Genomic DNA, 23815 nt, shown 5'->3' on the forward strand with positions numbered 1-23815 from the left:
TTCAGGAATGGGCAGGCAGGCGCACGAACGGGTGATCGTGGCCATGGCTGTGGCTATGCGGTGCGCTCTGGTAGGCGCCGGCCTCGGGCTCGAACGGCGCCTGCTCGGTGACCACCGTCAGGCCCAGGCCACGCAGCATGTCGTCGAGCACATAGTCGTGCTGGTAGCGCAACAGGCCGGGCTCGATCTGCAGCGGTACATGGCGATTGCCCAGGTGGTAGGCCGCGCGCGCAAGCAAGTGCGGGTCGGCGCAACGCACCGTCGAGACCGTCTCGGGCGCGGCCAGCACCCGGATAACCTGGCCACCGTCGGCATCGGCCAACAGTTCACCGCCGCGCAGCAAGTGACCGCGCGCGAGCATCAGCCCGGCGTCGCGGCCATCGTCCAGGGTCACCCGCAAACGGCTCTTGATGCGGCTGTCCACATCCAGGGTGACGGTGCCGGTAACGGTTTCGGGAAGCGCGCCAAGCGCGGTGATCCGGCGATTAAGGACTATCATCTGTGCTCCTTCAGAACAGAAAGTAACGCTGGGCCAGCGGCAGTTCGCGGGCCGGTTCGCAGACCAGCAGTTCGCCATCGGCACGCACCTGGTAGGTTTGCGCATCGACTTCGATGACCGGCTGCAAGGTGTTGTGGACCATGTCGGCCTTGCGCACGCGCCTGCAGCCATGGGCCACGCCAATCAGGCTGCGCAGGTTCAGCGCCTGGGCCAGGCCGCGGTCCATGGCGGTCTGGGGCAAAAACGTCATGCGCGTGGCATGGCGCGCCGCCCCCAGCGCGCCGAACATCGGCCGGTAATGCACCGGCTGCGGCGTAGGGATCGAGCCATTGATATCGCCCATGGGCGCGGTGACGATCATCCCGCCCTTGATCACCAACGCGGGCTTGACCGCGAAAAAGGCCGGCGCCCACAGCACCAGGTCGGCCAGCTTGCCCACCTCCACCGAGCCCACCTCATGGGCAATGCCGTGGGTCAGCGCCGGGTTGAGGGTGTATTTGGCGATGTAGCGCTTGACCCGGAAGTTGTCGCTGTAGCTGCTGTCGGGGGCCAGTGGCCCACGGCGCAGTTTCATCTGGTGGGCTACCTGCCAGGTACGCAGCACCACCTCGCCGACCCGGCCCATGGCCTGCGAGTCGGACGAGGTCATGGCGAAGGCGCCCATGTCGTGGAGGATGTCTTCGGCAGCGATGGTTTCGCGGCGGATGCGCGACTCGGCGAACGCCACATCCTCGGCGATGCTCGGGTCCAGGTGGTGGCAGACCATGAGCATGTCCAGGTGTTCGTCGACCGTGTTGATGGTGTACGGCAAGGTCGGGTTGGTAGAGGACGGCAGCACGTTGGCCTGCCCTGCAGCGCGGATGATGTCCGGCGCATGGCCGCCGCCAGCGCCCTCGGTGTGGAAGGTATGGATGGTGCGGTCACCGATGGCCGCCAGGGTGTCTTCGATGCAACCGGACTCGTTGAGGGTGTCGGTGTGGATCGCCACCTGGATGTCCATCTCCTCGGCCACGCCCAGGCAACAGTCGATGGCCGCCGGGGTCGAGCCCCAGTCCTCGTGCAGCTTCAGGCCCACGGCACCGGCGGCGATCTGCTCGCGCAACGCCTCGGGGCGCGACGCATTGCCTTTGCCCAACAAGCCGATGTTGATCGGCAGGCTGTCGGCCGCCTGGAGCATGCGCGCCAGGTACCACGGCCCGGGCGTACAGGTGGTGGCATTGGTGCCGGTGGCCGGCCCCGTGCCGCCGCCAATGAAGGTGGTTACGCCGCTGGTGAGTGCCTCCTCCACCTGCTGCGGGCAGATGAAATGGATGTGCGAATCGATACCGCCGGCCGTGACGATCTTGCCTTCAGCAGCAATCACTTCGGTACCCGGGCCAACCGGTACAGTGACACCCGGTTGCACATCGGGGTTGCCGGCCTTGCCAATCGCGGCAATGCGCCCGTGCTTGACGCCGATGTCGGCCTTGACGATCCCCCAGTGGTCGATGATCAACGCGTTGGTCAGCACCAGGTCCATGGCCTCAGCCGCCAGCATCTGGCCCTGCCCCATGCCGTCACGGATGACCTTGCCACCGCCAAACTTGACCTCTTCGCCATACACCGTGAAGTCTTTCTCGACCTCGACCCACAGCGCGGTATCGGCCAGGCGCACGCGGTCGCCGACGGTAGGGCCGAACATGTCGGCATAGGCGCGACGGGAAATACGGCTCATACCCTGCCCTCCAGTGCGCCCATCACCTTGCCCTGGAAGCCATACACCTCACGTTTGCCGGCATAGGCCACCAGTTGCACGGTGCGGGCCTGGCCCGGTTCGAAGCGCACGGCGGTGCCGGCCGGGATGTCCAGGCGAAAGCCTAGGGTGGGCGCACGTTCGAACACCAGTGCGTCGTTGACTTCGTAGAAGTGATAGTGCGAGCCGACCTGCACCGGTCGGTCGCCATGGTTGGCCACACGGACGCTCACCGTCGCGCGGCCGTTGTTGAGTTCGATGTCGCCGGCGGCGACCTGGATTTCACCTGGGATCATGCGGGGCTCCTGGCCGGGTTCAGACGATGGGGTCATGCACGGTCACCAGCTTGGTGCCATCCGGGAAGGTCGCCTCGACCTGCACGTCGTGGATCATTTCGGCGATGCCTGGCATGACCTGCTCACGGTTCAGCACTTCGCGGCCCAGGCTCATCAGCTCGGCCACCGTGCGGCCATCACGGGCGCCTTCGAGCACGGCGGCACTGATCAGCGCCACCGCTTCCGGGTAGTTGAGTTTCAGGCCGCGGGCCAGGCGCCGCTCCGCCAGCAGCGCGGCGGTGAACAGCAGCAGTTTGTCTTTCTCTCTCGGGGTCAGCTCCATGGCGCTTCTCTCAGGTAGCCCAGATACGCGGCGGGCAAGCAGGCAGGCCGATAACGGCCGGGCGCAGTACATGCCACAGGCGTTGCAAGGTGTGTTGCAGGTGTTGGTTGTCGTGGTCGAGCAGGCGGATCACCAGCAGCGACCCAAGCAAGGTCGCCCCAGCGGGGTTGTCCAGTTCGTCGAGCAAGGCCCGGACGTGCTCCAGCAGTGCGGGGTCGGCCGGGGTGGCGCAGAAGGTGGCCAGCAGCGGATGGCCGGCGAGCTTGTCCAGTTGCCCGCCTTCGATGCGCAGCCGTTCGTACAGGCCGGGGTCGTCGGGCATTTCGATGTGCAAGCGGCTGTCGAGGGCGCCGTGATCGAAGCGTTCGTTCATGACCGGGCGGCCCAGGCACAAGGTTTCCCAGGCCAGCAACCGGGCGCCCGGCGCCAGGGTGAAACGGCTGTCGAGGCTGGCGCGGGCACCGGCGAAGAAGATGCTGTCCTGGGGCAACCATTCCAGAGTGCTGTCGGCGCCCAGGTGAAAGCGCTGGGCCAAGCGCGCGGTCGGGCCGATGCTGCGGTAGAACTTGCTGGCGCCAGGCATGGTCAGCAACGCATGGCTGCCAGGCTCAAGGTGGATATCCAACTCCAGCCGGTCGCCGGCGACGATGCCACCAGGCGGGTGCAGCACATACACATGGCACGGCGCCCCCTCAGGATAGAAAGGCCGCTGCACCAAAAGAGGTCCGAAATGCCGCCGCGCACCAAGGCGGGTCACATCGTCGCGTCGGCTAAAACGCAACTGCAGGTAGGCGCTCCAGCCCGCATCGTCTTGCTGTTGTTCGATCTGCTCCGCGAGCGACATCCTGCGGCCCCTGAAATCCGTGACCTGACGGCCGTTTAGAGGGTCAGGCAGGCGGCACTGAAGCGCTGCCAGCCTGACCACTCGATCAAATTCTCAGGCTGGATATAGCAGGTTGCGGGCCAACTACGCAGGTGAACCAAGATGAAACCGTCAGCGCAGCCGCTCTGGCATCGGGCACACGGGGCTACGGCGCACAAAGCGGGGGCGCGCGCAGGCCCTGTTTCGGTGCCGGGCCAGCGGTTTCAGTAGTCGAAGCGGTCTACGGCCCGCCGGCGTTCGTTGTCATCGCGGCGGTCGTAACTGGCAGTGGTCTGGATATTGGCATGGTGCGCGAGCTTCTGGGCAATCGACAGGTCGTGCTCTTCGATCACCCGGGTGATGAACGCACGGCGAAAATCATGAGGCATGATCTTCACGCCAACCTGCGCACCCCGCTGGCGGGCAATGTAATAGATCGCATGCTTGGTGATGCGTGCGCGGGTAATGTGATTGCCGCGGCGAATGCGGTTGAACAGAAATGGGTCGTCGGATGCGCCCTCCGGCAAGTCATCGCGGCGCAGGTCCAGCCACGCCTGCAGCTTTTCGAACGCCCAAGGTGGCGCGTACTTAATCAGCTGCCGGTTGCCCTTGCCCAGCACCTGCAGGCTGCGGGCTTCGAAGTCTACCTGGCTCAGGTCGATGTCCACCGACTCCGACTTGCGCATACCGGTGCCATACAGCAAGGCGATGATCGCCGCGTCGCGCACGCCTTGCGGCCGGGGATCGGCGGCGCACACCTCCATCAACTCGCGGATCAAGCTGCGGCGCAGGTTGCGCCCCGGTGGCAGGCGGCTGCCGGTGGCGGGCTTGACCTCGCGAATCCTCAGCAACTGTTCGTGGTCGATCAGGCCCTGGCGCCACGCCTCGTTCATCACCCCGCGTATTGCATTCACATACAGCGACGAACTGTTAGGGGCATAGCCATCTTCACGCAACGCAGCCACCAGGGCGATCACATGGCCAGGGTCGAGCCGGTGCCACGGCACATCGACGATATTGCAGTCGGCAAAGCCCAGCCGGTCAGCGGCGTCCTGAAGGATGTAGCGCATGGTTTGCTGGCTGGAGGGGGCCAGGCGGGCCATGTACTGCAGCAGGGGGTTTTTCGAGAAATCGGTCACAACGTGAATCCTGTAGCGACGCTTGGACCGGTACGGGGACAGGCACAGCGCTAAGCGAGTCGGTGCATGGCCATCAACTTGATATTCAAGGAGATGTGCGAAGGTTGGGGGCGTGATCTTACCCCAATTGACAGCCGCTGAATGAAAGAAGGACTGCCGGCTAGTGTGGTGTTTCATTGGCACTTCTGAAACACCACACTAGTTAATAGCCGTCTGCCACCATCCGGGAAACATCTGCTGCACCCGCGCCTCGGCGAAGCGTTCGTCGATCAGCACCAGCACGCCTTGGTCCTGATCCCCGCGTATGACCCTGCCCGCCGCCTGAATGACCTTGCGCACGCCTGGGTACAGATAGGCATAGTCAAAACCGGCGCCAAACTGGCGCCCCAGGCGCTGCTTGAACTGTTCGTTGACGGGGTTGACCTGGGGCAGGCCGAGCGTGGCGACAAACGCCCCGATCAACCGCGTGCCGGGTAAATCCACCCCTTCCCCAAACGCTCCGCCCAGCACCGCAAAGCCAACGCCGCAGCCGTCCAGCACAAAACGATCGAGAAATGCCTGACGCGCCGCTTCGTTCATGCCCGCCGCTTGGGCCCAGTGGGGAATGTGGCCGTAACGCTCAGCCAACAAAGCGGCCACTTGCTGCAAGTATTCGAAGCTGCTGAAAAACGCCAGGTAGTTGCCGGGCTTGCGCTGATACTGCTCGGCGATCAGTTCGACAATCGGTGCCAGCGAGGCGTGGCGCTCACGATAACGGGTCGACACCTGGCTGGCGATGCGCACTTCGAGCTGCTCGGCGCGGAACGGCGCCGCCACTTCCAGCCAGGCCGTGTTGGCCGGCATGCCGAGCAGGTCACTGTAGAAATGCCGTGGGCTCAGCGTGGCGGAAAACAGCGTTACGCTGCGCGCCGCCTGTATGCGAGGCGCCAACAGCCGCGCCGGGGTGATATTGCGCAGGCACAGGGTCGCCAGCCGCCGCTTGCGCAGGCTGTCGCGCACGGTAATGTCGAAGATGAAATGCTCGTCGAACAGTTCAGCGACCCGACTGAATTGCAACGCCAGGTAGAAAAACTGCAGCACCTGCGCATCCACCTCGGCAGGTGCCTGATTCAAGCGCTCCTGAATCAGCCCGATGCATTGCTGCAAGGCACGCAAGAAGGCATCCGGCAACTGCTCGCTGGCCTGATACGGCGCCCGCTGCTCTTTGTACAACGCGTTCCACTGCCGGTTGAGGCGGTCCAGCGCACTGCTCAACCCTTGTGGCTTGCTCTGGCGCAAGGCAAGCAACTGGCCTTGATCCAGGCTGGCGCTGTACATGCCGCGACCGCGCTCGACCAGGTTGTGCGCTTCGTCCACCAGCACCGCCACCCGCCATTGGTTGGCCTGGGCCAGGCTGAACAGCAAGGCATGGGCATCGAAGTAATAGTTGTAATCGGCCACCACCAGGTCCACCCAGCGGGCCATTTCCTGGCCTAAGTAGTACGGACATACCTGATGCGCCAAGGCCACTTCGCGCAGCTGGGCACGGTCCAGCAAGGGCAACCCTGCCGCCGCCTCGCGGGCAGCGGGCAGGCGGTCGTAGAAACCCTGCGCCAAGGGGCAGGACTCGCCATGGCAGGCCTTGTCGGGGTGCTCGCAGGCCTTGTCACGGGCAATCAGCTCCAGGGTACGCAAGGCCGGTTGCGGTGTGGCATCGGTAATCTGGCGCATGGCATCGAGGGCCAGCGCCCGGCCCGGTGTCTTGGCGGTGAGGAAGAACACTTTGTCGAGTTGCTGCGGCACCATCGCCTTGAGCAACGGGAACAAGGTACCCAGCGTCTTGCCGATGCCGGTACTGGCCTGCGCCATCAGGCAGCGGCCTGTGCTCACAGCCTTGTACAGGGTCTCGGCCAACTGGCGCTGGCCCTGGCGGAACTGTGCATAGGGGAAGCCCAGGGCCTGCAGACCGCGGTCGCGCTCGGCCAGGCGCTGTTGCTGATGCTCGGCCCAGCGCAGAAAGCGCCGGCACTGGGTCTCGAAGAAGGCTTGCAGCTCGGCAGCACTGTGGTGCTCGCTGATCAGCGTCTGGCCGTCACTGTCCACGTCCAGGTACACCAAAGCCACATCGATTTCCGGCAATTGCCGCGCCTGGCACATCAGCCAGGCATAGACCTTGGCCTGCGCCCAGTGCAGCTGACGATGGTTGGCCGGCTGGCGCGCGAGGTCGCCGCGGTAGGTCTTGATCTCTTCCAGGCGATTGCAGTTGGGGTCGTAACCGTCGGCGCGGCCTCGCACCCTGAGGCTTTCGAACTGGCCTTCGAGGGCAACTTCCGACTCATAGTCGGCGGCGCGCCGCGCCACCACCCGCCGATGCCCTTCCATGCCCTCCTGGGCGGTGGGCGATGGGGTAAAGCGCAGGTCCAGGTCGCCGACCTTGGCACTGAACTCGCACAAGGCGCGCACGGCTACGCTGTAGCTCACGCCGCCTCGCTCCAGCGCACATGGCACACCGCAACGGGCAGGCCCTGCGCACGGCAGAACTCCAGCCAGCGCAACTGGTTGTCTTGCAGGCGGTCGCCCGGCCCCTTGACCTCGACCATGCGATAACCACCCTGGTCGGGCCAGAACTGGATCAGGTCGGGCATGCCGGCGCGGTTGTTGCGGATGTCCTGCAACAGCCGCAGGAAGCATTGCTTCAGATGGGCGGGCGGCAGGCAGGCCAGCGCCTGTTCAAGCAAGGTTTCGCTGAGCATGGGCCAGAACACGAACGGCGACTGCAGGCCTTGCTTGGCGGCATAGCAGTCGAGAATAGCCTGGCGATGGCTGCCATCGTCCAACCGCCCCAGGCAGCGCTCGAACTGGGCACTGCGCCGTTGCTGGAAGTCGCTGTCGTGCAAGTCCTGGGGGGCGGCCTGAAACGGGTTGAAGAACGCGCCCGGTACCGGCGCGAAAATCGCTTCCCAGCACAACAGGCCGAACAGGCTGTTGAACAACGTGTTTTCCACGTAATGAACCTGCCCTCCGGCCTCGGCCAAGTGTTGGCGCACGGCCTCCTCGACGCCCAAGGCGGCGTGCTCGCGGGGCAGCTCCAGTTCGATCAGTTGCAGTTGCGCTGCGCGCTGGCGCCGTTGCGGCGGCCCGCCGAGCTTGCGCGCCAGGCGCGGCAGCATGCGTTCGAGCGCCTGCACCTCCAGCGCGTTGGCCGGGGCCGCAGCCAGTTGCAGGGCAAGCGCATGTGCCTGTGGCCACTGTTCGCTGCGCTCCAGCACGCGTACCTGGCGGATACGCGCCTGGGCATGGCTGCACTGGCCATATACGGCCATGGCTTGGTCCCAGTCACCCTGGCGTTCGCATTGCTGGCCCAGGGCGAACAGCAGGCGGGCATGGCGCCGGGCCAACCAGGGGTTGTCACTGTGCAGCCCTGTCATCGCGCCGAGGATCGACAGCGGCTCGTCACCTTGCTCCAGCCGCTCGGCGCACTGGTGCAAGGCCATGGCCAGGTCGACCTCGGCGCGATGGCGCAGGGCCCGCGAATCGCTGCTGAAAGGCACGCGCTCGTAGCGCAACAAGCCAAGGTCGGCGAGTACGAAGTCCGACCAGTCCTGGTACAGGTTGCCGAAGAACAACAGGCGCATGCGGTCACACAACGGTTGCAGGCACCACTGGAAGATGCGCACGTCGCTGTCGGCAAACCACTGCGTCAACGGCCGGGGCGCGAGCCCCAGGGGTTGCAGCTGTGCGAGCAGGTCGTGCTTGGCGGCCCGTGGGCGGCTCAACTGCCCGGCGAAGCACTGCGCCAGCTCGTCCTTGCGCAGCATGGTGAACAGCTGTTCCAGCGCCAATTGTGCAGGCTCCCGCACCCATCCCAAGGCCTGCAGCGGCTGCAAGGCCTGCTCGGTATCGCCGACTTCGGCGTACACAAGCTTGTCACTGCGAAACAGCTCGCCCTTGCGCATGACCATACGCACCATCAGGGCCTGGGCGCGGCTGTCCAATTGGGCAAAGGCCTGGATGAACGCCAGCTCCTGCTCGTCGAGCAGGTCGTCATAGCGCTGTTCGACCCATGACAGCACCTGGCGAAAGTTGTGCAGGTAATAGAACGGGTCGTCGACGGAATGGGCAATCACGGGGCAAGGTCGGGCAGTGGAGAATGGATACTGGTTATACATACAGATCGACGGACCTGGCAATAGCCGTAGGTCCGTTCTGTTGTATGGGGGGCGGGCTTGCGTCGCGAAAGGCCGCCCCACAGGGATCTGCGCCCGATCGATTACTCGGTCACACCTGCCAGTGTCCCCGACTCGACCTTGGCACTGCCGATCGGCGCCTTCAGCAGCAGGAAGTAGGCCACCGCCGAGCACAGCGCCACGATCGCGCTGATCATGAACGCCGTGTTGAACGAGCCCGAGTACTGAATGCTGAAGCCGGTGACGATCGGTGCCACGGAGCCTGCAATGTAGCCGCCGAAGTTCTGGATCGAGCCGAATGACGCCACCCGCGGGCTGTCGACGATGGTGTTGACGATCATCCAGGCGGTGGCACTGGCCATGTTGATGCTGAACAGCGCCAGGCACAGCAGGATCACGCAGCCGGTCAGGCCGCTGACGTAGGACAACGGCAGGGTGAACAGCGCGGCCAGCACCAGGCCGGTGATGACGCTGAACTTGCGGCTGCCAAGGATGCTCATGCCCCGCTTGACCAGCAGGTCGCAGAAGCGCCCGGCTACGATCGTGCCCGCCGCGCCGAAACCATAGGCCAGCGACACCACCCAGGCAGTCTTGTACAGGTCCAGCCCGTGCTCACGTTCGAAGTAACCGGGCAACCAGGTCAGGTGCAGCCAGAGCATGTAGATCACGCCCATGAAGCCCAGTACCGCTCCCCAGGTGCTGCGGTGCTTGAACAGGTCGAGCCAGCCCGCGAAGTACGAAGGCTTCGCCGCCTGCGGGATGGCCGTGGCTGGCGATTGCTTGTGCGCGTTCGGCAGCGGTTTGCCTTCGGCGGCGAGCTCGGCCAGGTACTGCGCCTTGCTCTTGTAGAAGGTCAGCCAGCACAGCGCCAGCACCACGCCGATCAGGCCGGTAATGATGAACATGCCACGCCAGCCGAAATTGACCATGAACAGGGTCAGCAAGGGCGGCGCCAGGCATGGGCCCAGGCAGGTCGAGGACCAGACGATGCCAGTCGGGGTACCGCGTTCATTGGCATCGAACCATTCGGACAAGGCCTTGGCCGCCGACGGGAACATCGGCGCCTCGCCAATCCCCAGTAACACACGCAGGCCCATGAAGCCGGCAAAGCTGTTGACCATGCCGAAAGTGGCCTGGGCCACCGACCAGGCCAGCAACGAGGCGCCCAGGGCGATCTTGCTGCCCAGGCGGTCGATGATCATGCCCATCGGCAACTGGGCAAAGGCGTAGGCGATGGAAAACGCCGACAACAGAATGCCCATCTGCGAGGGGCTGATCATCATGTCTTTCTGGATCGAGGTGTTGGCGATCGACAGCGCGCTGCGGTCCAGGTAGTTGACGATGCCGATCAACAGCAGGAACACGACGGTGAGGCGCTGATACTTCTTCATAGGGTTCATTGGGTGGCCTTTATTATTATTGTTGCAGCGCCTTCAGCGCCTTGGCGGTCCATCTATCCTGTTGCGTTCATCCCTGGGGCACGGCAGCCGTCAAGGCTGGCGTGCCTTCACCGCTGCTTCGAGCAGGCCGCGCCGGCTCAGGCTGTCGATCAGCGCGCGCAGGCCGAAGCCCCATTGCGGCGCCTGGTCGCTGGTGGTCACACGGTTGCACAAGGTACCCAGTTGCGCGTTGCTGATGGCGACCAGGTCGCCTGGCTTGTGGGTGAAGCCGTTGCCGGGCTGGTCGCGGTCCTGCTTGGGGGCGAACAGAGTACCGAGAAACAGCACCAGCCCGTCGGGGTACTGGTGGTTTTCGTTGAGGGTCTGCTGCACCAGGTCTTGCGGGTCACGGCTGATCTGGCGCATGGAGCTGCGGCCAGAAAGGATGAAGCCGTCCTGGCCTTCGACACGCAAGTCCACTTCGGCGTTACGCACATCGTCCAGGCCAAAGCTTTCATCGAACAGGCGCAGCAATGGCCCCAGCGCGGTGGAGGCGTTGTTGTCCTTGGCCTTGGACAGCAGCAAGGCACTGCGCCCCTCGAAGTCGCGCAGGTTGACATCGTTACCCAGCATGGCGCCCTTGATGCTGCCGTCGCTCGATACCGCCAGCACCACTTCCGGTTCCGGGTTGTTCCAGCTGGAATTGGGGTGGATGCCGATGTCGGCGCCATGCCCGACCGCCGACAGCGGCTGCGCCTTGGTGAACACTTCGGCGTCTGGGCCAATGCCCACTTCCAGGTATTGCGACCAAAGGCCCTGCTCCACCAGCACCTTGCGCAGCGCTTCGGCCTGGGCAGAACCCGGGATGATCTGCGAGAGGTCCGCACCGATGCGGCTGGCCAGGGTGTCGCGGATGGCATCGGCCTTGGCCGGGTCGCCCTTGGCCTGCTCTTCCACAACCCGCTCCAGCAGGCTGGCGGCAAAGGTCACACCGGCGGCCTTGACCGCTTGCAGGTCGATCGGCGCCAGCAGCCAGGGCAAACGTGCGTCACGCTGGCTGGGGTCGCTGTTGCGCAGCAACGCCGGCAGAGCGATCAACGCCTCGGGCAACGGCAGCGCGCGCAGATAAGCAACCGGGTCGGCCACTTCGAGCAAGGCCGAAACGGTCGCTACATGGGCGCTGATATCGTGCACGGCGCCCGCCTTGACCAGCACCACGGCGGGGCCCTGATCGGGCAGCCAGACCCGGCCGACCCAGGTGCCGCTGTCGAACACGGCGATGTCGTGGCTTAGTTGCAGCGGGGGCGTGGCATTCGATTGGTCGGTCATGTGGGTACCCTTGTTGTCATTGTCATTCATTGAGCCAGCGCCTGTGAAAGTGGCGCCAGTTGCAACTGCCCAGCCAACTGGTCGAGGTCATCGAGCACGTGCGCCGACAGGTTCATCCCCTCCTCCAGCGCGTGTCGGCGCAAGGCCAGGCCGGCCTGGCCTGGCAGGCGTACCGGGCGTTCGGGGTCTACCGGGCGGCTGGCGAGGACCAATTGGCCGAGGAAGCTGGTTTCGTCGGTGAATGCTTGCAGGCCGCCGAAAAAGCGCGGGTCGATGACCACGGCGGTGGCCGACGCGCCCCACTGGTCCGGGGCGTCCTTGCGGCCATGGCCGGCCAGCCCCGAGGTCAGCGCCTCGACCAGAATCGCCAAGGCAAAGCCCTTGTGACCAAAGGCCTGGCCGCCCAGCGGCAGGATGCTGCCCTGCGGCTGGCTGAAGAAGTCGCGCGGGTCATCGCTCAGTTGGCCGTCGTTGCTCATCAGCACCGGGTGCGGCAGCTTGCTGCCGGCATCACGGCACTGGCCGACCAGGCCCAGGGTCACGGTGGACATGCTCACATCCAGCAGGATCGGCTCGCCCTGGGTCGGTATGCCGGCGGCAATCGGGTTGGGCGTGAACACCGGGTCGACCCCGCCATGGGCACAGACCAGCCCCACCGACGGGTCCGACGAATACACCAGGGCCACCAGGCCACGGTCGGTGTAGGGTTTCAGGTACGCTGCCAGGCAGCCGATGTGCGCGGCCCGGCGCACCACAGCAATGCCGATGCCCTGTGCACTGGCCCCTGTGGCCGCGCAGTCGAGGGCGCGGCTGACGCAGTACGGGCCGAGCAGGTAATGGCCGTCGAACAGGCTGGAGACCCCGCTGTCCGACACCTGCTCCAGCACCTGGGCTTGCGCCTTGACCTGCCCGCTGAGCATACCGCCGATATAGCGGCTGACCAGGTTCAGGCCATGGGTGCGATGGCCCAGCAATTCGCCTTCGAGCAGCACCTGGGTCACCACTTGGGCGACCTCGGCATCGGCACCTGCCTTTTCGAACAGTTGCTCGACGAAAGCAGTGATTACCTGCACGTCGTAGCGTCTGGTTTGAGTCATGCCTGGCACTCCACGATCAGTTCAGGGCCGCGCGGCTTGGCTTGCCATCGACCAGGCGCTGGATGCCCAGCGGGTTGGCGTTCTGCAAGGCGGCGGGCAGCAAGGCATCCGGCACGTTCTGGTAGCACACCGGGCGCAGGAAGCGGTCGATGGCCAGGGTGCCGACCGAGGTGCCACGGGCGTCCGAAGTGGCCGGATACGGGCCACCGTGCACCATCGCATCGCACACCTCGACCCCGGTGGGGTAGCCGTTGAGCAGAACGCGACCGACTTTCTCTTCCAACGCACCGAGCAGATGGCCGTAGCCCGCGAGGTCCGCATCGTCCGCCAGCAGCGTGGCGGTCAATTGCCCGCGCAAGGCTGCGACCGCACGCAGCAGCTCGGCGTCGTCGGCTACCTGAACCACTACCGTGCAAGGGCCGAACACTTCTTCCTGAAGCAGCTCGTCCTGCTCCAGCAGCAGGCTGACATCGGCCTCGAACAGGTGCGGCTGGGCCTGATTACCCTGTTGCGCCAGGCCACTCAACCGCTTCACCCCCGGGTGGGCAGCCAAGGCCTGCAGGCCTTTGCCGTAGCTGTTCAAGGTGCCGGCGTTGAGCATGGTCTGTGGCGCTTGGTCAGCCATGTGCCCGGCCAATTGCTCGATGAAAGCATTGAACGCCGGTGAGCGAATGCCCAGGACCAAGCCCGGGTTGGTGCAGAACTGGCCACAGCCCTGCACCACCGAAGCGGTGAGTTCCTTGGCCAGTTGCGCGCCGCGGTTGGCCAAGGCCTGAGGCAGTACCAGCACCGGGTTGATACTCGACATTTCGGCGAATACCGGGATCGGCTGTGGCCTTGCCGCCGCCATGTCGCACAGCGCACGCCCGCCCTTGAGCGAACCGGTGAAGCCCACTGCCTGGATGCCAGGGTGCTTGACCAATGCCTCGCCAACGCCGCCACCGAAGATCATGTTGAACACACCGGCCGGCATGCCGGTGCGTTCAGCGGCCCGGATCACGGCCTCGGCGACCCGCTCGGCGGTGGCCATATGGCCGCTGTGGGCCTTGAAAACGACCGGGCAACCGGCCGCCAGGGCCGCTGCGGTGTCACCCCCCGCCGTGGAGAACGCCAGGGGGAAGTTGCTAGCCCCAAATACCGCCACCGGGCCTACGCCAATGCGGTACTGGCGCAAATCAGGCCGTGGCAGAGGCGTACGGGCAGGCAGTGCCTGGTCGATGCGGGCGCCATAGAAGTCACCCCGGCGCAGCACCTGGGCGAACAGGCGCATCTGCCCGCTGGTACGGCCGCGCTCGCCGAGGATACGGGCCGTTGGCAGGGCCGTTTCCTGGCAGGTCAAGGCGATGAAGTCTTCACCGAGGGCGTCGAGCTCGTCGGCAATGGCCTCCAGGAACTCGGCGCGGCGCACGGATGCCAGGTTGCGAAACAGCGGGAAGGCCGCAGAGGCAGCATTTACGGCGTTGTCGACCTCGGCCAGGGTAGCCTGGTGGAAAGCGACCGGCAGGCGTTCACCGGTGTGGGCATCGACGCTGTAGACCAGGGTCTGGCCCTGAGCGCTGCGCTGGCCGGCAATGAAGTTGTATCCGCTAACGTGCATAGGGGTTGCCTCAAAAATCAGGAATGGGCTGTCGATCAGGTCACGGCGCCGATCTGCCAGGGCACGAACTCGTTCTGCCCGTAGCCGTGCTGTTCGCTTTTGCTGCGCGCGCCGGACGCGATGCGCAGCATCTGTTCGAAGATGTACGCGCCGCGCTCTTCGATGCTGGTGGAGCCATCGGCGATGCCACCGCAGTTGACGTCCATGTCTTCTTCCTGGTGCTCGAACACCCGGTTGTTGGTCGCCAGCTTGATGGACGGTGCCGGCGCGCAGCCGTAGGCCGAGCCGCGGCCGGTGGTGAAGGCGATCAGGTTGGCGCCGCCGGCGACTTGGCCAGTGGCCGAGACCGGGTCGTAGCCCGGCGTGTCCATGAACACCAGGCCCTGGGCCCGCACCGCTTCTGCGTACTGGTAGACATCGACCAGGTTACTGGAACCGGCCTTGGCCACCGCGCCCAGCGACTTCTCGAGGATGGTGGTGAGGCCACCGGCCTTGTTGCCGGCCGAAGGGTTGTTGTTCAGTTCGGCATTCATGCGCTGGCAGTAGTCTTCCCACCAGTGGATGCGGGCGACCAGCTTCTCGCCCACCTCACGGCTGACCGCGCGACGGGTCAGCAGGTGCTCCGCGCCATAGATTTCAGGTGTTTCGGAAAGGATCGCCGTACCACCGGCGGCCACCAGTCGGTCAACGGCATTGCCCAACGCCGGGTTGGCGGTGATCCCCGAGTAGCCATCGGACCCACCACATTGCAGGCCAACGATCAGGTGGCGCGCACTGACCGGCTCGCGCTGCACCTGGTTGGCCTCGGCCAGCAGCCCCTTGACCTGCTCGATGCCGGCGGCGATGGTCTTCGAGGTGCCACCGATGCCTTGGATGGTAAAGGCGCGCAACTGGGTGCTGGTGGTCAGCCCCTGGGTTTCGAGCAGGCTTTCGATCTGGTTGGTTTCACAGCCAAGGCCGATGATCAGCACGGCAGCGAAATTGGCGTGTACGGCGTAACCCGCCAGGGTGCGACGCAACAAGCCCAGCGCCTCGCCAGAGGGGTCGACCGCGCAACCGGCGCCGTGGGTCAATGCCACCACGCCATCGATATTGGGGTAGTCGGCCAAGGCTGCGGGGTGAATGTCGCGGCGAAAGTGGTCGGCCACGGCCCGGGCCACGGTCGCCGAGCAGTTCACCGAGGTGAGAATGCCAATGTAGTTGCGGGTGGCCACCCGCCCATCGGCACGCACGATGCCCTCGAACACCGCCTCGCGGCTCGGCGTGCTGCGGGCATCGACGCCAAAGGCGTAGTCACGGGCGAAATCGCCCATCTGCACGTTGTGGACGTGTACATGGTCGCCAGCGTCGATGGGCTGGGACGCAAAACCGATGATCTGGCCATAGCGGCGCAGGGGCTGGCCCTGTTCCACACGCTGCGTGGCCACTTTGTGCCCCGAGGGGATCGCCTGGCGCACGGTGATCGCCTCGGCGTCCAGGTGCAGGCCTTCAGGCAAGGCCTGGCGGGCGATAAGGACGTTGTCCAGCGGGTTGAGGCGGATGACGGCAAGGTCACCGGATCGGGCAATCAGTTGCATGGGACCTCTCAGGGCGGTGCTGCTGACTTCTTGTTATGGCGACGCCCGTTCGATGCCGGGCGAATCTGCGACCACTGTAAGAAGCCTTGCGCAACATTCCCAATGAGATGATCCGATCACGCGATAACCCTGGGTTATCGATACCGCCTGTCAGTGGTCATTTATCAATCGCTTGGCACCCCTGGCGCGTCACGCCGTTGCTGCGCGAAGTCGAGCAGAATGTCGACGAACTCCCGGGCCGACGGGGTCAGCGGCTCGTCCTTGCGGGTGACGATGCCGTATTCCAGTGCCGGTAAGTGCAAGGGGCTTTGCAACTCCTTGAACTGGCCGCTGTTCAGTTGCGCGGCGACCATTGACCTGGGCAGCATGGCGATCATCGGGCCGGACTGCAGCAACTGCAGGAACATCGGCATCGAAATGGTCTCGACGCTGTCCGCCGGCGTGGCAATGCCGGCAACCCTGAACGCCTGCTCCAGGCGGTTGCGGATCGGCGTACCCACGGGGTACAGCACCCATGGCCAGTCACCCAGGGCCTCCAACGGGGTGCTGGCAAGGGCATTGAGCGGGTGGCGGCTGTTGACCACCAGGCTGAAGGGCTCGGGCTCCAGGGGCTGATAATCGAACAACTGGCTGAAGCGCTCTTCGGTGAAGCGGCCGATCATGATATCGAGCTTGTTCTGCTCCAGCATGGCCAGCAGATGGTCACTGGAGTGCTCCACCACCTCGATCGACAGCAACGGGCTGCGCGCCTTGATGGCGGCAATCGCCTGGGGCAGCACCACGGGGGTAGCCGCGAAGATACCGCCAACCCGGATAAACCCATGCCCGCCTTTGCGCAGCCGGTTGACCTGGTCGACGAACTGCTGCGAGTCGGCCAGCACCCCCTGGGCGTAGCGCACCACGTACTCGCCAAGCTCGGTAGGCGGCATGCTGCGTGGCAGGCGCTCGAACAAAGCAAAGCCGAACTGCTCTTCCAGGTCCCGCAGCATCTTGCTCAGGGCAGGTTGGCTGAGGTTCATGCGGGTGGCGGTGGCGTGCATGTTGCGAGTACGTGCCAGGGTGTCGATCAGCACCAGGTGCTTGAAGCGGACCCAGTTGCAGAAGCTGGAATGGGTAATGTCCGACGGCATCAGAGGGCAACCTCGAAAAGGTGTGAAGGCATGGCTATTGCGCCCGCAGGTACTGCAGCAAGCGGTCCAGAGCCACGGAATTGGGCCGCGAGCGCAGGGTCAGCAAGCCCAGGTTGGCCATGGTGATCGGCAGCTCCACCGGCAGGATGGCGACCATGCCGTAGCGCGCATAGTGCTGGGCCACATCGTTGGGCACCACGGCAATCATTTCGGAGGCTTCGAGCATGGCGGTGGTGGCCAGGATCGAGGCGGTTTCGACGATGTCCAGCGACTGCACCATGCCGCCCGCCTGCAAGGCGCTCTCGACCCGCCGGCGCATGGGGCTGCCGATGGGGTGCAGGATCCAGGTCAGGGCCACCAGGTCTGCCAGCTGCAATGCCTTGGCGTTGGCCAACGGGTGCCCGGCGCGGGCGATCACGCGCATCTGCTCACCCCCTTCGAACAGTTCGATGTTCAGGTCCTGGCTGTCGCTCTGGTCTGGCAGGCGCCCGACCACCATGTCGAAATCACCGCGCAACAGCGCCGGCAGCAAGGTGTCGCTGGTCCCGACTTCAAGGGAGATCCGCACCTTGGGGTGGTCGCGCTTGTAGGCCAGCACCGCCTTGGTCAGCAGGCCGGGCACCGGCCCCATGACACTGCCCACCCGGACCAGGCCCGAGGCACCGCGGGCCAGCTCGGCGATCTGTGCCTGGGCATGCTCGAACTCGTGCAGCGCGTTCTGCGCATAGCGAATCATCACCTCGCCATACAGCGTCGGCTGCATGCCGCGCGGCAGGCGCTCGAACAAGCGCACGCCCAGGCGTTCTTCCAGTTGCTGCAACAGCAGGCTGGCCGCCGGTTGCGTGGTGTGCATGGCCGCAGCGGCGCGGCGCAGGTTGCCAAATTCGCCCAGCGCGTTGAGCAAGGTGATCTGGCGGCTGGAAATCTTCAATGTGCCGAGAGATGGCGTCAGCGGCGGCGTGTCCGGGGGCATCTGAGACATATCAATTTCGATATCCCTACTTAGGAATTGGCGATTATGCCTGTATCGCTCGACAACCTACAGTCAGGTCTCCCACTGCCCGACCAGAACAAGAGTCCGCCATGAGCATACGCATTACCCACCTGAGCGTTCGTGACATCCGCTTCCCGACGTCGCTGTCGCTGGACGGCTCCGACGCCATGAACAGCGCCCCTGACTACTCGGCCGCCTACGTCGTGCTGCACACCGATGCCGCTGCCCTGGAAGGCCACGGCCTGACCTTCACCATCGGCCGCGGCAACGAGATCTGCGCGGCAGCGGTGCAGTCGCTGGCACCGATGATCGTTGGCCAGACCCTGGAAGACATCACTGCCGACATGGGCGCGTTCTGGCACCGCTTCACCGTCGGCGACAGCCAGCTGCGCTGGCTGGGCCCGGAAAAAGGCGTGATCCACCTGGCCACGGCGGCCATCGTCAACGCCGTTTGGGACCTGTGGGCCAAGCACGAAGGCAAACCGGTGTGGAAACTGCTGGCCGACATGACCCCTGAGCAACTGGTACGTTGCCTGGATTTCAGCTACGTGACCGACGTGCTGACCCCCGAAGAGGCCATCGCCCTGCTCCGCCGCCAGGCGCCAGGCAAGGCCCAGCGCGAAGCGCAGATGCTGCGCGAAGGCTACCCCGGCTACACCACCGCACCCGGCTGGCTCGGCTACAGCGAAGAGAAGATGCGCCAACTGGCACGTGAGGCGGTGGCGGACGGCTGGACCCACATCAAGCAAAAAATCGGCGCTGACCTTGAAGAAGACATCCGCCGCGCCAGCATCCTGCGCGACGAAATTGGCTGGGAACGCACCCTGATGATGGACGCCAACCAGGTCTGGAGCGTCGATGAGTCGGTGGCCAACATGCGCCGTCTGGCGGCGTTCGAGCCACTGTGGATCGAAGAACCCACCAGCCCGGATGACATCCTCGGCCACGCCGCCATCCGCCAGCGCATCGCACCCATTGGCGTGGCCACCGGTGAGCACTGCCACAACCGGGTGATGTTCAAGCAGATGTTCCAGGCCGGCGCGCTGGACTTCTGCCAGCTGGACGCAGCCCGCCTGGGTGGCCTCAACGAGGTGCTGATCGTGCTGCTGATGGCCGCCAAGTACGATGTGCCGGTCTGCCCGCATGGCGGCGGGGTCGGGCTGTGCGAATATGTGCAGAACATTGCCTTGTTCGACTACATCGCCGTGTCGGCCTCGCTGCACAATCGGGTGCTGGAATACGTCGATCACCTGCACGAACACTTCCTCGACCCGGTGGTGATCCGTCGCGGTCGCTACATGCCACCGCAGCGCCCGGGCTACAGCATCGAAATGCACGCTGACACCCTGGAGCGCTACCAGTACCCCAATGGCGCGGTGTGGCTCGACATCAACCGTTCCTGACCTACCCACCTCGGTGTGCCGCCATTGGCGCGGCACACCACCAGCACTTTTCACGGGGAAAAAACAATGACAATCCTCACTGGCACGACAGCGGCCGCCGCGCCTGCCGTCGCTACCGAACAGCGCCTTAACGGCCTGTTGCTGCGCAAATTGATGCCGCTGCTTATCGTCGTCTACGTGATGAGCTTTCTCGACCGCACCAACATCGCCCTGGCCAAGGCAAGCATGGGCATCGACCTGGGCCTGTCGGCGGCGGCCTATGGGCTGGGCGCGGGCTTGTTCTTCCTGACCTATGCCTTGGCCGAAGTGCCGAGCAACCTGATCATGCACCGGGTCGGCGCGCGCTTCTGGATCACCCGCATCATGATCACCTGGGGCCTGCTCTCGGCGGGCATGGCGTTCGTCCAGGGCGAAACCTCGTTCTACATCATGCGCCTGCTGCTGGGGGTGGCCGAAGCCGGCCTGTTCCCTGGCGTCATGCTGTACCTGACGTACTGGTTTGACCGCGAACAGCGTGCCCGTGCCACCGGCTACTTCCTGCTGGGGGTATGCGTGGCCAACATCCTCAGCGGGCCGCTGGGCGGCGCCCTGCTGGAAATGGACGGCGTGCTGGGCTGGCACGGCTGGCAATGGCTGTTCGTGCTCGAAGGCCTGCCTGCGGTGGCCCTGGCCTACGTGGTGTGGAAAAAACTGCCCGATGGCCCGGCATCGGCGCCCTGGCTGTCAGCCGCCGATGCCCAGGACATCGAGCGCCGCCTGAGCGCCGAACGGGCTGCGGCGCCGCAACAAAGCAAGCTGGGGCAGATGTTTCGCGACAAGCAGATCTGGTTGGCGATCGCGGTGTACTTCGTGCACCAGATCACCATCTACACGGTGATCTTCTTCTTGCCTGGCATCATCGGCACCTATGCCGCGCTGTCGCCCTTCCAGGTCGGATTGCTGACCTCGGTGCCGTGGATTGCCGCCGCCATTGGCGCTGCGACATTCCCCCGCCTGGCGACCTCGCCCAATCGTTGCCGCACCCTGCTGTTCTTCGGGTTGCTGACCATGTCGGCCGGGCTGCTGCTCGCCTCACTGTCCAGTTCGTTCATCGGCCTGATCGGGTTTTCGCTGACCGCGCTGATGCTGTTCGTGGTGCAGTCGATCATCTTCGTCTTCCCCTCCAGCCGCTTGAGCGGCAACGCGCTGGCGGCGGGCCTGGCCTTCGTCACCACGTGCGGCCTGTTTGGCGGCTTCGTCGGGCCGTCGGTGATGGGCCTGATCGAGCAGGCAACCGGCAGCACCCGCAACGGCTTGTGGATCATCGCCTCGATGCTGGTACTGGCGGCATTGATCAGCACCCGCTTGCGCCAGGGGCAGGAACAGTAGGCAGACGGGCACCCGCAACAGGGGCCGCAAAGTGGCCCCTGTTACCATTTACCCTCGACTGCTACCCCACTGGCCGGCCGCAACGCAGCTCCAGCGCCTGCGCCAGCTTCTCCAGAGCCTGTTGCAGCGCATCGAGCCCTTCCCCCACCCACCGCAGCGCCAGGTATTGCTGATGACGCACCTGCAGGCTGTGTTGCCCGCCCGGGACCACACGCAAGGCGGTGCCTGACAGCGCCGCCACGATGCCATCCAACGGCACTGGCCGGCGTAACCGCAGCCACAGGGTCCAGCCACCCTCGGGCATCTGGAAGGAGACTTGCTCACCCAGTTGCAACCTGAGTTGTTGGCCTAGGCACTCCATGCGCCATTGCAGTTCTGCGCGCAGCTTTTCTGACTGGCGTTCGATTTCGCCTTTGCCAAGCATCAGCGCCAGCGCCTGCAGCCGCAAGGGCGCGAGCTGAAACGCACGCTGGGCGAAGGCCTCGGTCAGCGTTGCATGCCGCCCCAGCACATAGGCGTAGGGCGCTTCGCCGCCCACCGCAGCTTCGAACGAGCCCATCATCAACAGCCAGCGCGGGTCGACCCAATCGCGCAAGCGCGCAGCCGGCGGCCCGCTGAAGCACAACTCGCTGTCCAGGTCGTTCTCCAGCAACCACACCGGGTACTCGCCCAGCAGTTGGCCTATCTGCTGCTGGTCGTGCTGCGACATCAGCCGGCCCTGGGGCATGCTCAGGCAGGACGGCATGATCAGCATGCCCACCGGCTCCGCGCTGAGCAAACCCGCCAACGCCTGCAGGTCTGCAGCGCCGTATGCGTTCAGTGGCACCTCAAGCACGCGCATGCCGCAACGCTGCAACGCGCGCAGCACTTGCCAGCAGCACGGCGAGCACACCAGCACGGTGCCCCCGCGCAGGGCCAGCGCCGCCAGCACAACCTCAAGCAACGCCTGTACATCGGGGGCAAGATGCACCTCTTCGGCACGCCAGTAATGGCTGGATGAGCGGGTATAGCGTTCGGCCAGCGCATTACGCAGCCGCGCGCTGCCGACCTCCTCCAGCGGGGCAGCCGCCCAAGCCCGCTGGCGTGCCAGGCGCCGCTCGTGGGTAAACAATGAACGTTCCAGCATGGGCTGCGTCGGTACGTTGCTTAGCCCGCTCGGTGCTGGCAACGGCGGGCCACCCGGCTGCCCATCCACGCGCACGAAGTAGCCCGACCTCGGCACGCAATGCACCCGGCCCTCCTCTTCAAGCAGGCTGTAGGCGCTCTGCACAGTGGCCAGCGATACGCGCAAGCGCCGGGACAGCGTGCGCAACGAGGGCAGGCGCCATGGTTCAAGCCCCTGGGCCTCGTCGATCAGCGATTCGAGGTAGTGATACACCTTGCGATAGGCGTAGTCGCCCGGCAGCGATCGCCCCATCAGGGCAAGCCCTCTAGGCCAGGTCGTCCCGCTACGAACGGCGCCGGCAACAATTTCAGGTGCACATCACGCCGGGCCAGGTTCGCCATCAAGCGCCTGGACGCGGGTTGCAGACGCCCCTCATAAATCGCGCGCAGTTGCACAAGTGCCAAGCCACTGGTATTCACCAACCAGTCCTTCACCGCATCGGGGCACGGTTTACCTTGCAAGGCCCGATGCAGGTAGGGCAACGCCACCTGCATGTCGGGATGACGGCATTGCAGAAAACGTTCAAGGCCCTTGCCCTGCCTGGCAAAGGGGCTGAACAACAGGCATATCAGCTGGGTCTGGCTGATGCCGTAGGCTTTGCCCGGATGCCCCGAAGCTGGCTCGCGCTGCCCATCGAAAGCGCAAGGGCCGGCCAGCCGCAACGCCTGTCGATGGCCCATTGGCTCGCTGCAACGAGCGCGCAGTTCGTGCAGCTGTGCCAGGGCCTTAGGGTCGATGAATGCCGCCAGCGGCCAGGCGTCCTGGTCAGGGTCAAGGCGGCAGCCGAGCATGAGGTCGAGCTGCTCTTGTTCAAGCAGATGCGGCAGCAAGTCATCGATAGCGATCACCCGCAACGTGGCATCCTCCGCGACCACGCGGCTGGGGTCGCCCACAGGCTCCAGGGGTGACCCGGCAACCCCCTGCAACCTGCCCAGCCCGCTGGCCAATGTCGCCAGGCACTGATGCAGCAGATGGGGCCCGCGCTCCCCTGCCTGGCACAGGCTACGCCGGGCCCAGGCCAGGTAACGGCGTCGCTGCCGGGCAGGTACGGCGGTAATCAGCACATCCGCACGCGACTGCGCCTGCAGCGCAACCCCCACGGCACCCGCCAGCTCCAGATGCAGCCGGCTGCCCAGCAGGGCTTCGGGCCGGGCATCGACCCCGTGCCCGAACATCAGCATGGCATTGCGTGCCAGGGCCCAGCGCTCGGTCGACGCCGAGGGCCGACGATTGAACGGCACCACCTCGCAGCCTTCGGTCATCTGCAGTTGTACCCGCGGGTCGTCCTGCATGAACAAGGCGTTGAAGCTGCGCTCATGGTTGTCCAGCGCGGCATTGCCGGCAGTCGGCAGGTTGACCACCAGTACCCGCAACTGGAAGGTCACCGGGGCGCGCAAGGCAATACTCAACTGGGCGGCGCGCAGAATGGCCAACAGGTGGGCACTTCGGCGGTCATTGCCCTGCAGTACCAGCAAACGGAATGTGCCGATGTATTCGGGGCCACCGGCAGCCACCAGCAGCCGCTGTATCAGCAACTGCACGGACGCGCGCTGCGCCTGGGACATATGGCTCAACAAGCGTTCCAGCACTTGCTGGTAGATATAGTGCATAGCCTGTTCGTGAATAGCGCTCACGTAATCACCTCATCAACTTCATGCATTCATTACACGGTCAACTGCACACCGTGTAGTGCATCGATCCTGAAGAATTTTCCTACAAGTCTTGGGAAGTAACGATGTGACATGCTCTGTCGCCAAGCC

The 23815-nt window shown here is 65.0% G+C and carries 19 protein-coding genes; 2 read left to right on the forward strand and 17 right to left on the reverse strand.

The window, feature by feature from the left end; all coding sequences use genetic code 11:
* Position 1 precedes the first annotated feature (1 nt).
* From ureE to PC358_RS06695, 15 genes are all read right to left on the reverse strand, one after another.
* Positions 2-499, reverse strand: coding sequence for an urease accessory protein UreE (gene ureE / locus PC358_RS06625; protein ID WP_033698363.1), 498 nt, complete (start codon positions 497-499; stop codon positions 2-4).
* A gap of 10 nt (positions 500-509) precedes the next feature.
* Positions 510-2213, reverse strand: coding sequence for an urease subunit alpha (gene ureC, locus PC358_RS06630; protein ID WP_033698365.1), 1704 nt, complete (start codon positions 2211-2213; stop codon positions 510-512).
* Complete coding sequence (locus tag PC358_RS06635) at positions 2210-2527, reverse strand: urease subunit beta (protein ID WP_033698367.1); 318 nt, start codon at positions 2525-2527, stop codon at positions 2210-2212. Before PC358_RS06635 ends, ureC begins: the two co-directional genes overlap by 4 nt.
* A 19-nt stretch (positions 2528-2546) precedes the next feature.
* The gene (locus PC358_RS06640) at positions 2547-2849 is read right to left on the reverse strand and encodes an urease subunit gamma (protein ID WP_033698369.1); all 303 of its coding nucleotides are present in this window, start codon (positions 2847-2849) and stop codon (positions 2547-2549) included.
* A 10-nt stretch (positions 2850-2859) separates the two neighbouring features.
* Positions 2860-3693 (reverse strand): urease accessory protein UreD, encoded by an 834-nt coding sequence (locus PC358_RS06645; protein WP_033698371.1) that lies wholly within the window; start codon positions 3691-3693, stop codon positions 2860-2862.
* A 242-nt stretch (positions 3694-3935) separates the two neighbouring features.
* On the reverse strand, positions 3936-4850 hold the full coding sequence (locus tag PC358_RS06650; RefSeq protein ID WP_033698373.1) for a site-specific integrase: 915 nt from the start codon (positions 4848-4850) through the stop codon (positions 3936-3938).
* Between the two features lie 198 nt (positions 4851-5048).
* Complete coding sequence (locus PC358_RS06655) at positions 5049-7310, reverse strand: ATP-dependent DNA helicase (protein ID WP_033698375.1); 2262 nt, start codon at positions 7308-7310, stop codon at positions 5049-5051.
* Positions 7307-8956, reverse strand: coding sequence for a VRR-NUC domain-containing protein (locus PC358_RS06660; protein WP_033698377.1), 1650 nt, complete (start codon positions 8954-8956; stop codon positions 7307-7309). Before PC358_RS06660 ends, PC358_RS06655 begins: the two co-directional genes overlap by 4 nt.
* Positions 8957-9099: 143 nt before the next feature.
* Complete coding sequence (locus PC358_RS06665; RefSeq protein WP_050506068.1) at positions 9100-10407, reverse strand: MFS transporter; 1308 nt, start codon at positions 10405-10407, stop codon at positions 9100-9102.
* A gap of 99 nt (positions 10408-10506) precedes the next feature.
* A complete protein-coding gene (locus PC358_RS06670) occupies positions 10507-11724 on the reverse strand; it encodes a fumarylacetoacetate hydrolase family protein (protein ID WP_033700101.1) in 1218 nt (405 codons plus the stop codon).
* Between the two features lie 26 nt (positions 11725-11750).
* Entirely contained in the window at positions 11751-12821 is a 1071-nt protein-coding gene (locus PC358_RS06675; protein ID WP_033698379.1) for an Ldh family oxidoreductase, read from the reverse strand.
* Between the two features lie 16 nt (positions 12822-12837).
* On the reverse strand, positions 12838-14418 hold the full coding sequence (locus PC358_RS06680) for an aldehyde dehydrogenase (NADP(+)) (protein ID WP_033698381.1): 1581 nt from the start codon (positions 14416-14418) through the stop codon (positions 12838-12840).
* A 35-nt stretch (positions 14419-14453) separates the two neighbouring features.
* On the reverse strand, positions 14454-15995 hold the full coding sequence (locus tag PC358_RS06685) for a UxaA family hydrolase (RefSeq protein ID WP_033698382.1): 1542 nt from the start codon (positions 15993-15995) through the stop codon (positions 14454-14456).
* Positions 15996-16159: 164 nt separating this feature from the next.
* Complete coding sequence (locus PC358_RS06690; RefSeq protein WP_033698384.1) at positions 16160-17125, reverse strand: LysR family transcriptional regulator; 966 nt, start codon at positions 17123-17125, stop codon at positions 16160-16162.
* 34 nt (positions 17126-17159) lie between these two features.
* The gene (locus PC358_RS06695) at positions 17160-18107 is read right to left on the reverse strand and encodes a LysR family transcriptional regulator (protein ID WP_033698387.1); all 948 of its coding nucleotides are present in this window, start codon (positions 18105-18107) and stop codon (positions 17160-17162) included.
* Positions 18108-18208: 101 nt separating this feature from the next.
* On the opposite strand from PC358_RS06695, the gene PC358_RS06700 reads away from it, so the two are divergent.
* Positions 18209-19522, forward strand: coding sequence for an L-fuconate dehydratase (locus PC358_RS06700; protein ID WP_033698389.1), 1314 nt, complete (start codon positions 18209-18211; stop codon positions 19520-19522).
* A gap of 66 nt (positions 19523-19588) precedes the next feature.
* Positions 19589-20890, forward strand: a complete 1302-nt coding sequence (locus PC358_RS06705) for an MFS transporter (RefSeq protein WP_033698391.1) — start codon at positions 19589-19591, stop codon at positions 20888-20890.
* A 61-nt stretch (positions 20891-20951) separates the two neighbouring features.
* On the opposite strand, the gene PC358_RS06710 is transcribed toward PC358_RS06705, so the two are convergent.
* On the reverse strand, positions 20952-22307 hold the full coding sequence (locus tag PC358_RS06710) for an aminotransferase class I/II-fold pyridoxal phosphate-dependent enzyme (RefSeq protein ID WP_033698392.1): 1356 nt from the start codon (positions 22305-22307) through the stop codon (positions 20952-20954).
* Positions 22307-23689 (reverse strand): hypothetical protein, encoded by a 1383-nt coding sequence (locus PC358_RS06715; protein ID WP_033698393.1) that lies wholly within the window; start codon positions 23687-23689, stop codon positions 22307-22309. Before PC358_RS06715 ends, PC358_RS06710 begins: the two co-directional genes overlap by 1 nt.
* Between the last annotated feature and the right edge of the window lie 126 nt (positions 23690-23815).

Source organism: Pseudomonas capeferrum (assembly GCF_000731675.1).
Classification (GTDB): domain Bacteria; phylum Pseudomonadota; class Gammaproteobacteria; order Pseudomonadales; family Pseudomonadaceae; genus Aquipseudomonas; species Aquipseudomonas capeferrum.

Bases quoted from the DNA above. Each gene is read 5' to 3' on its own strand.
- PC358_RS06670 (WP_033700101.1), bottom strand. From the start codon at position 11,724: ATGACCGACCAATCGAATGCCACGCCCCCGCTGCAACTAAGCCACGAC.
- PC358_RS06690 (WP_033698384.1), bottom strand. From the start codon at position 17,125: ATGCCGTCGGACATTACCCATTCCAGCTTCTGCAACTGGGTCCGCTTC.
- PC358_RS06640 (WP_033698369.1), bottom strand. From the start codon at position 2,849: ATGGAGCTGACCCCGAGAGAGAAAGACAAACTGCTGCTGTTCACCGCC.
- PC358_RS06665 (WP_050506068.1), bottom strand. From the start codon at position 10,407: ATGAAGAAGTATCAGCGCCTCACCGTCGTGTTCCTGCTGTTGATCGGC.
- PC358_RS06645 (WP_033698371.1), bottom strand. From the start codon at position 3,693: ATGTCGCTCGCGGAGCAGATCGAACAACAGCAAGACGATGCGGGCTGG.
- PC358_RS06710 (WP_033698392.1), bottom strand. From the start codon at position 22,307: ATGGGGCGATCGCTGCCGGGCGACTACGCCTATCGCAAGGTGTATCAC.
- PC358_RS06685 (WP_033698382.1), bottom strand. From the start codon at position 15,995: ATGCAACTGATTGCCCGATCCGGTGACCTTGCCGTCATCCGCCTCAAC.
- PC358_RS06675 (WP_033698379.1), bottom strand. From the start codon at position 12,821: ATGACTCAAACCAGACGCTACGACGTGCAGGTAATCACTGCTTTCGTC.
- PC358_RS06635 (WP_033698367.1), bottom strand. From the start codon at position 2,527: ATGATCCCAGGTGAAATCCAGGTCGCCGCCGGCGACATCGAACTCAAC.
- PC358_RS06700 (WP_033698389.1), top strand. From the start codon at position 18,209: ATGAGCATACGCATTACCCACCTGAGCGTTCGTGACATCCGCTTCCCG.
- PC358_RS06680 (WP_033698381.1), bottom strand. From the start codon at position 14,418: ATGCACGTTAGCGGATACAACTTCATTGCCGGCCAGCGCAGCGCTCAG.
- ureE (WP_033698363.1), bottom strand. From the start codon at position 499: ATGATAGTCCTTAATCGCCGGATCACCGCGCTTGGCGCGCTTCCCGAA.
- PC358_RS06695 (WP_033698387.1), bottom strand. From the start codon at position 18,107: ATGTCTCAGATGCCCCCGGACACGCCGCCGCTGACGCCATCTCTCGGC.
- ureC (WP_033698365.1), bottom strand. From the start codon at position 2,213: ATGAGCCGTATTTCCCGTCGCGCCTATGCCGACATGTTCGGCCCTACC.
- PC358_RS06705 (WP_033698391.1), top strand. From the start codon at position 19,589: ATGACAATCCTCACTGGCACGACAGCGGCCGCCGCGCCTGCCGTCGCT.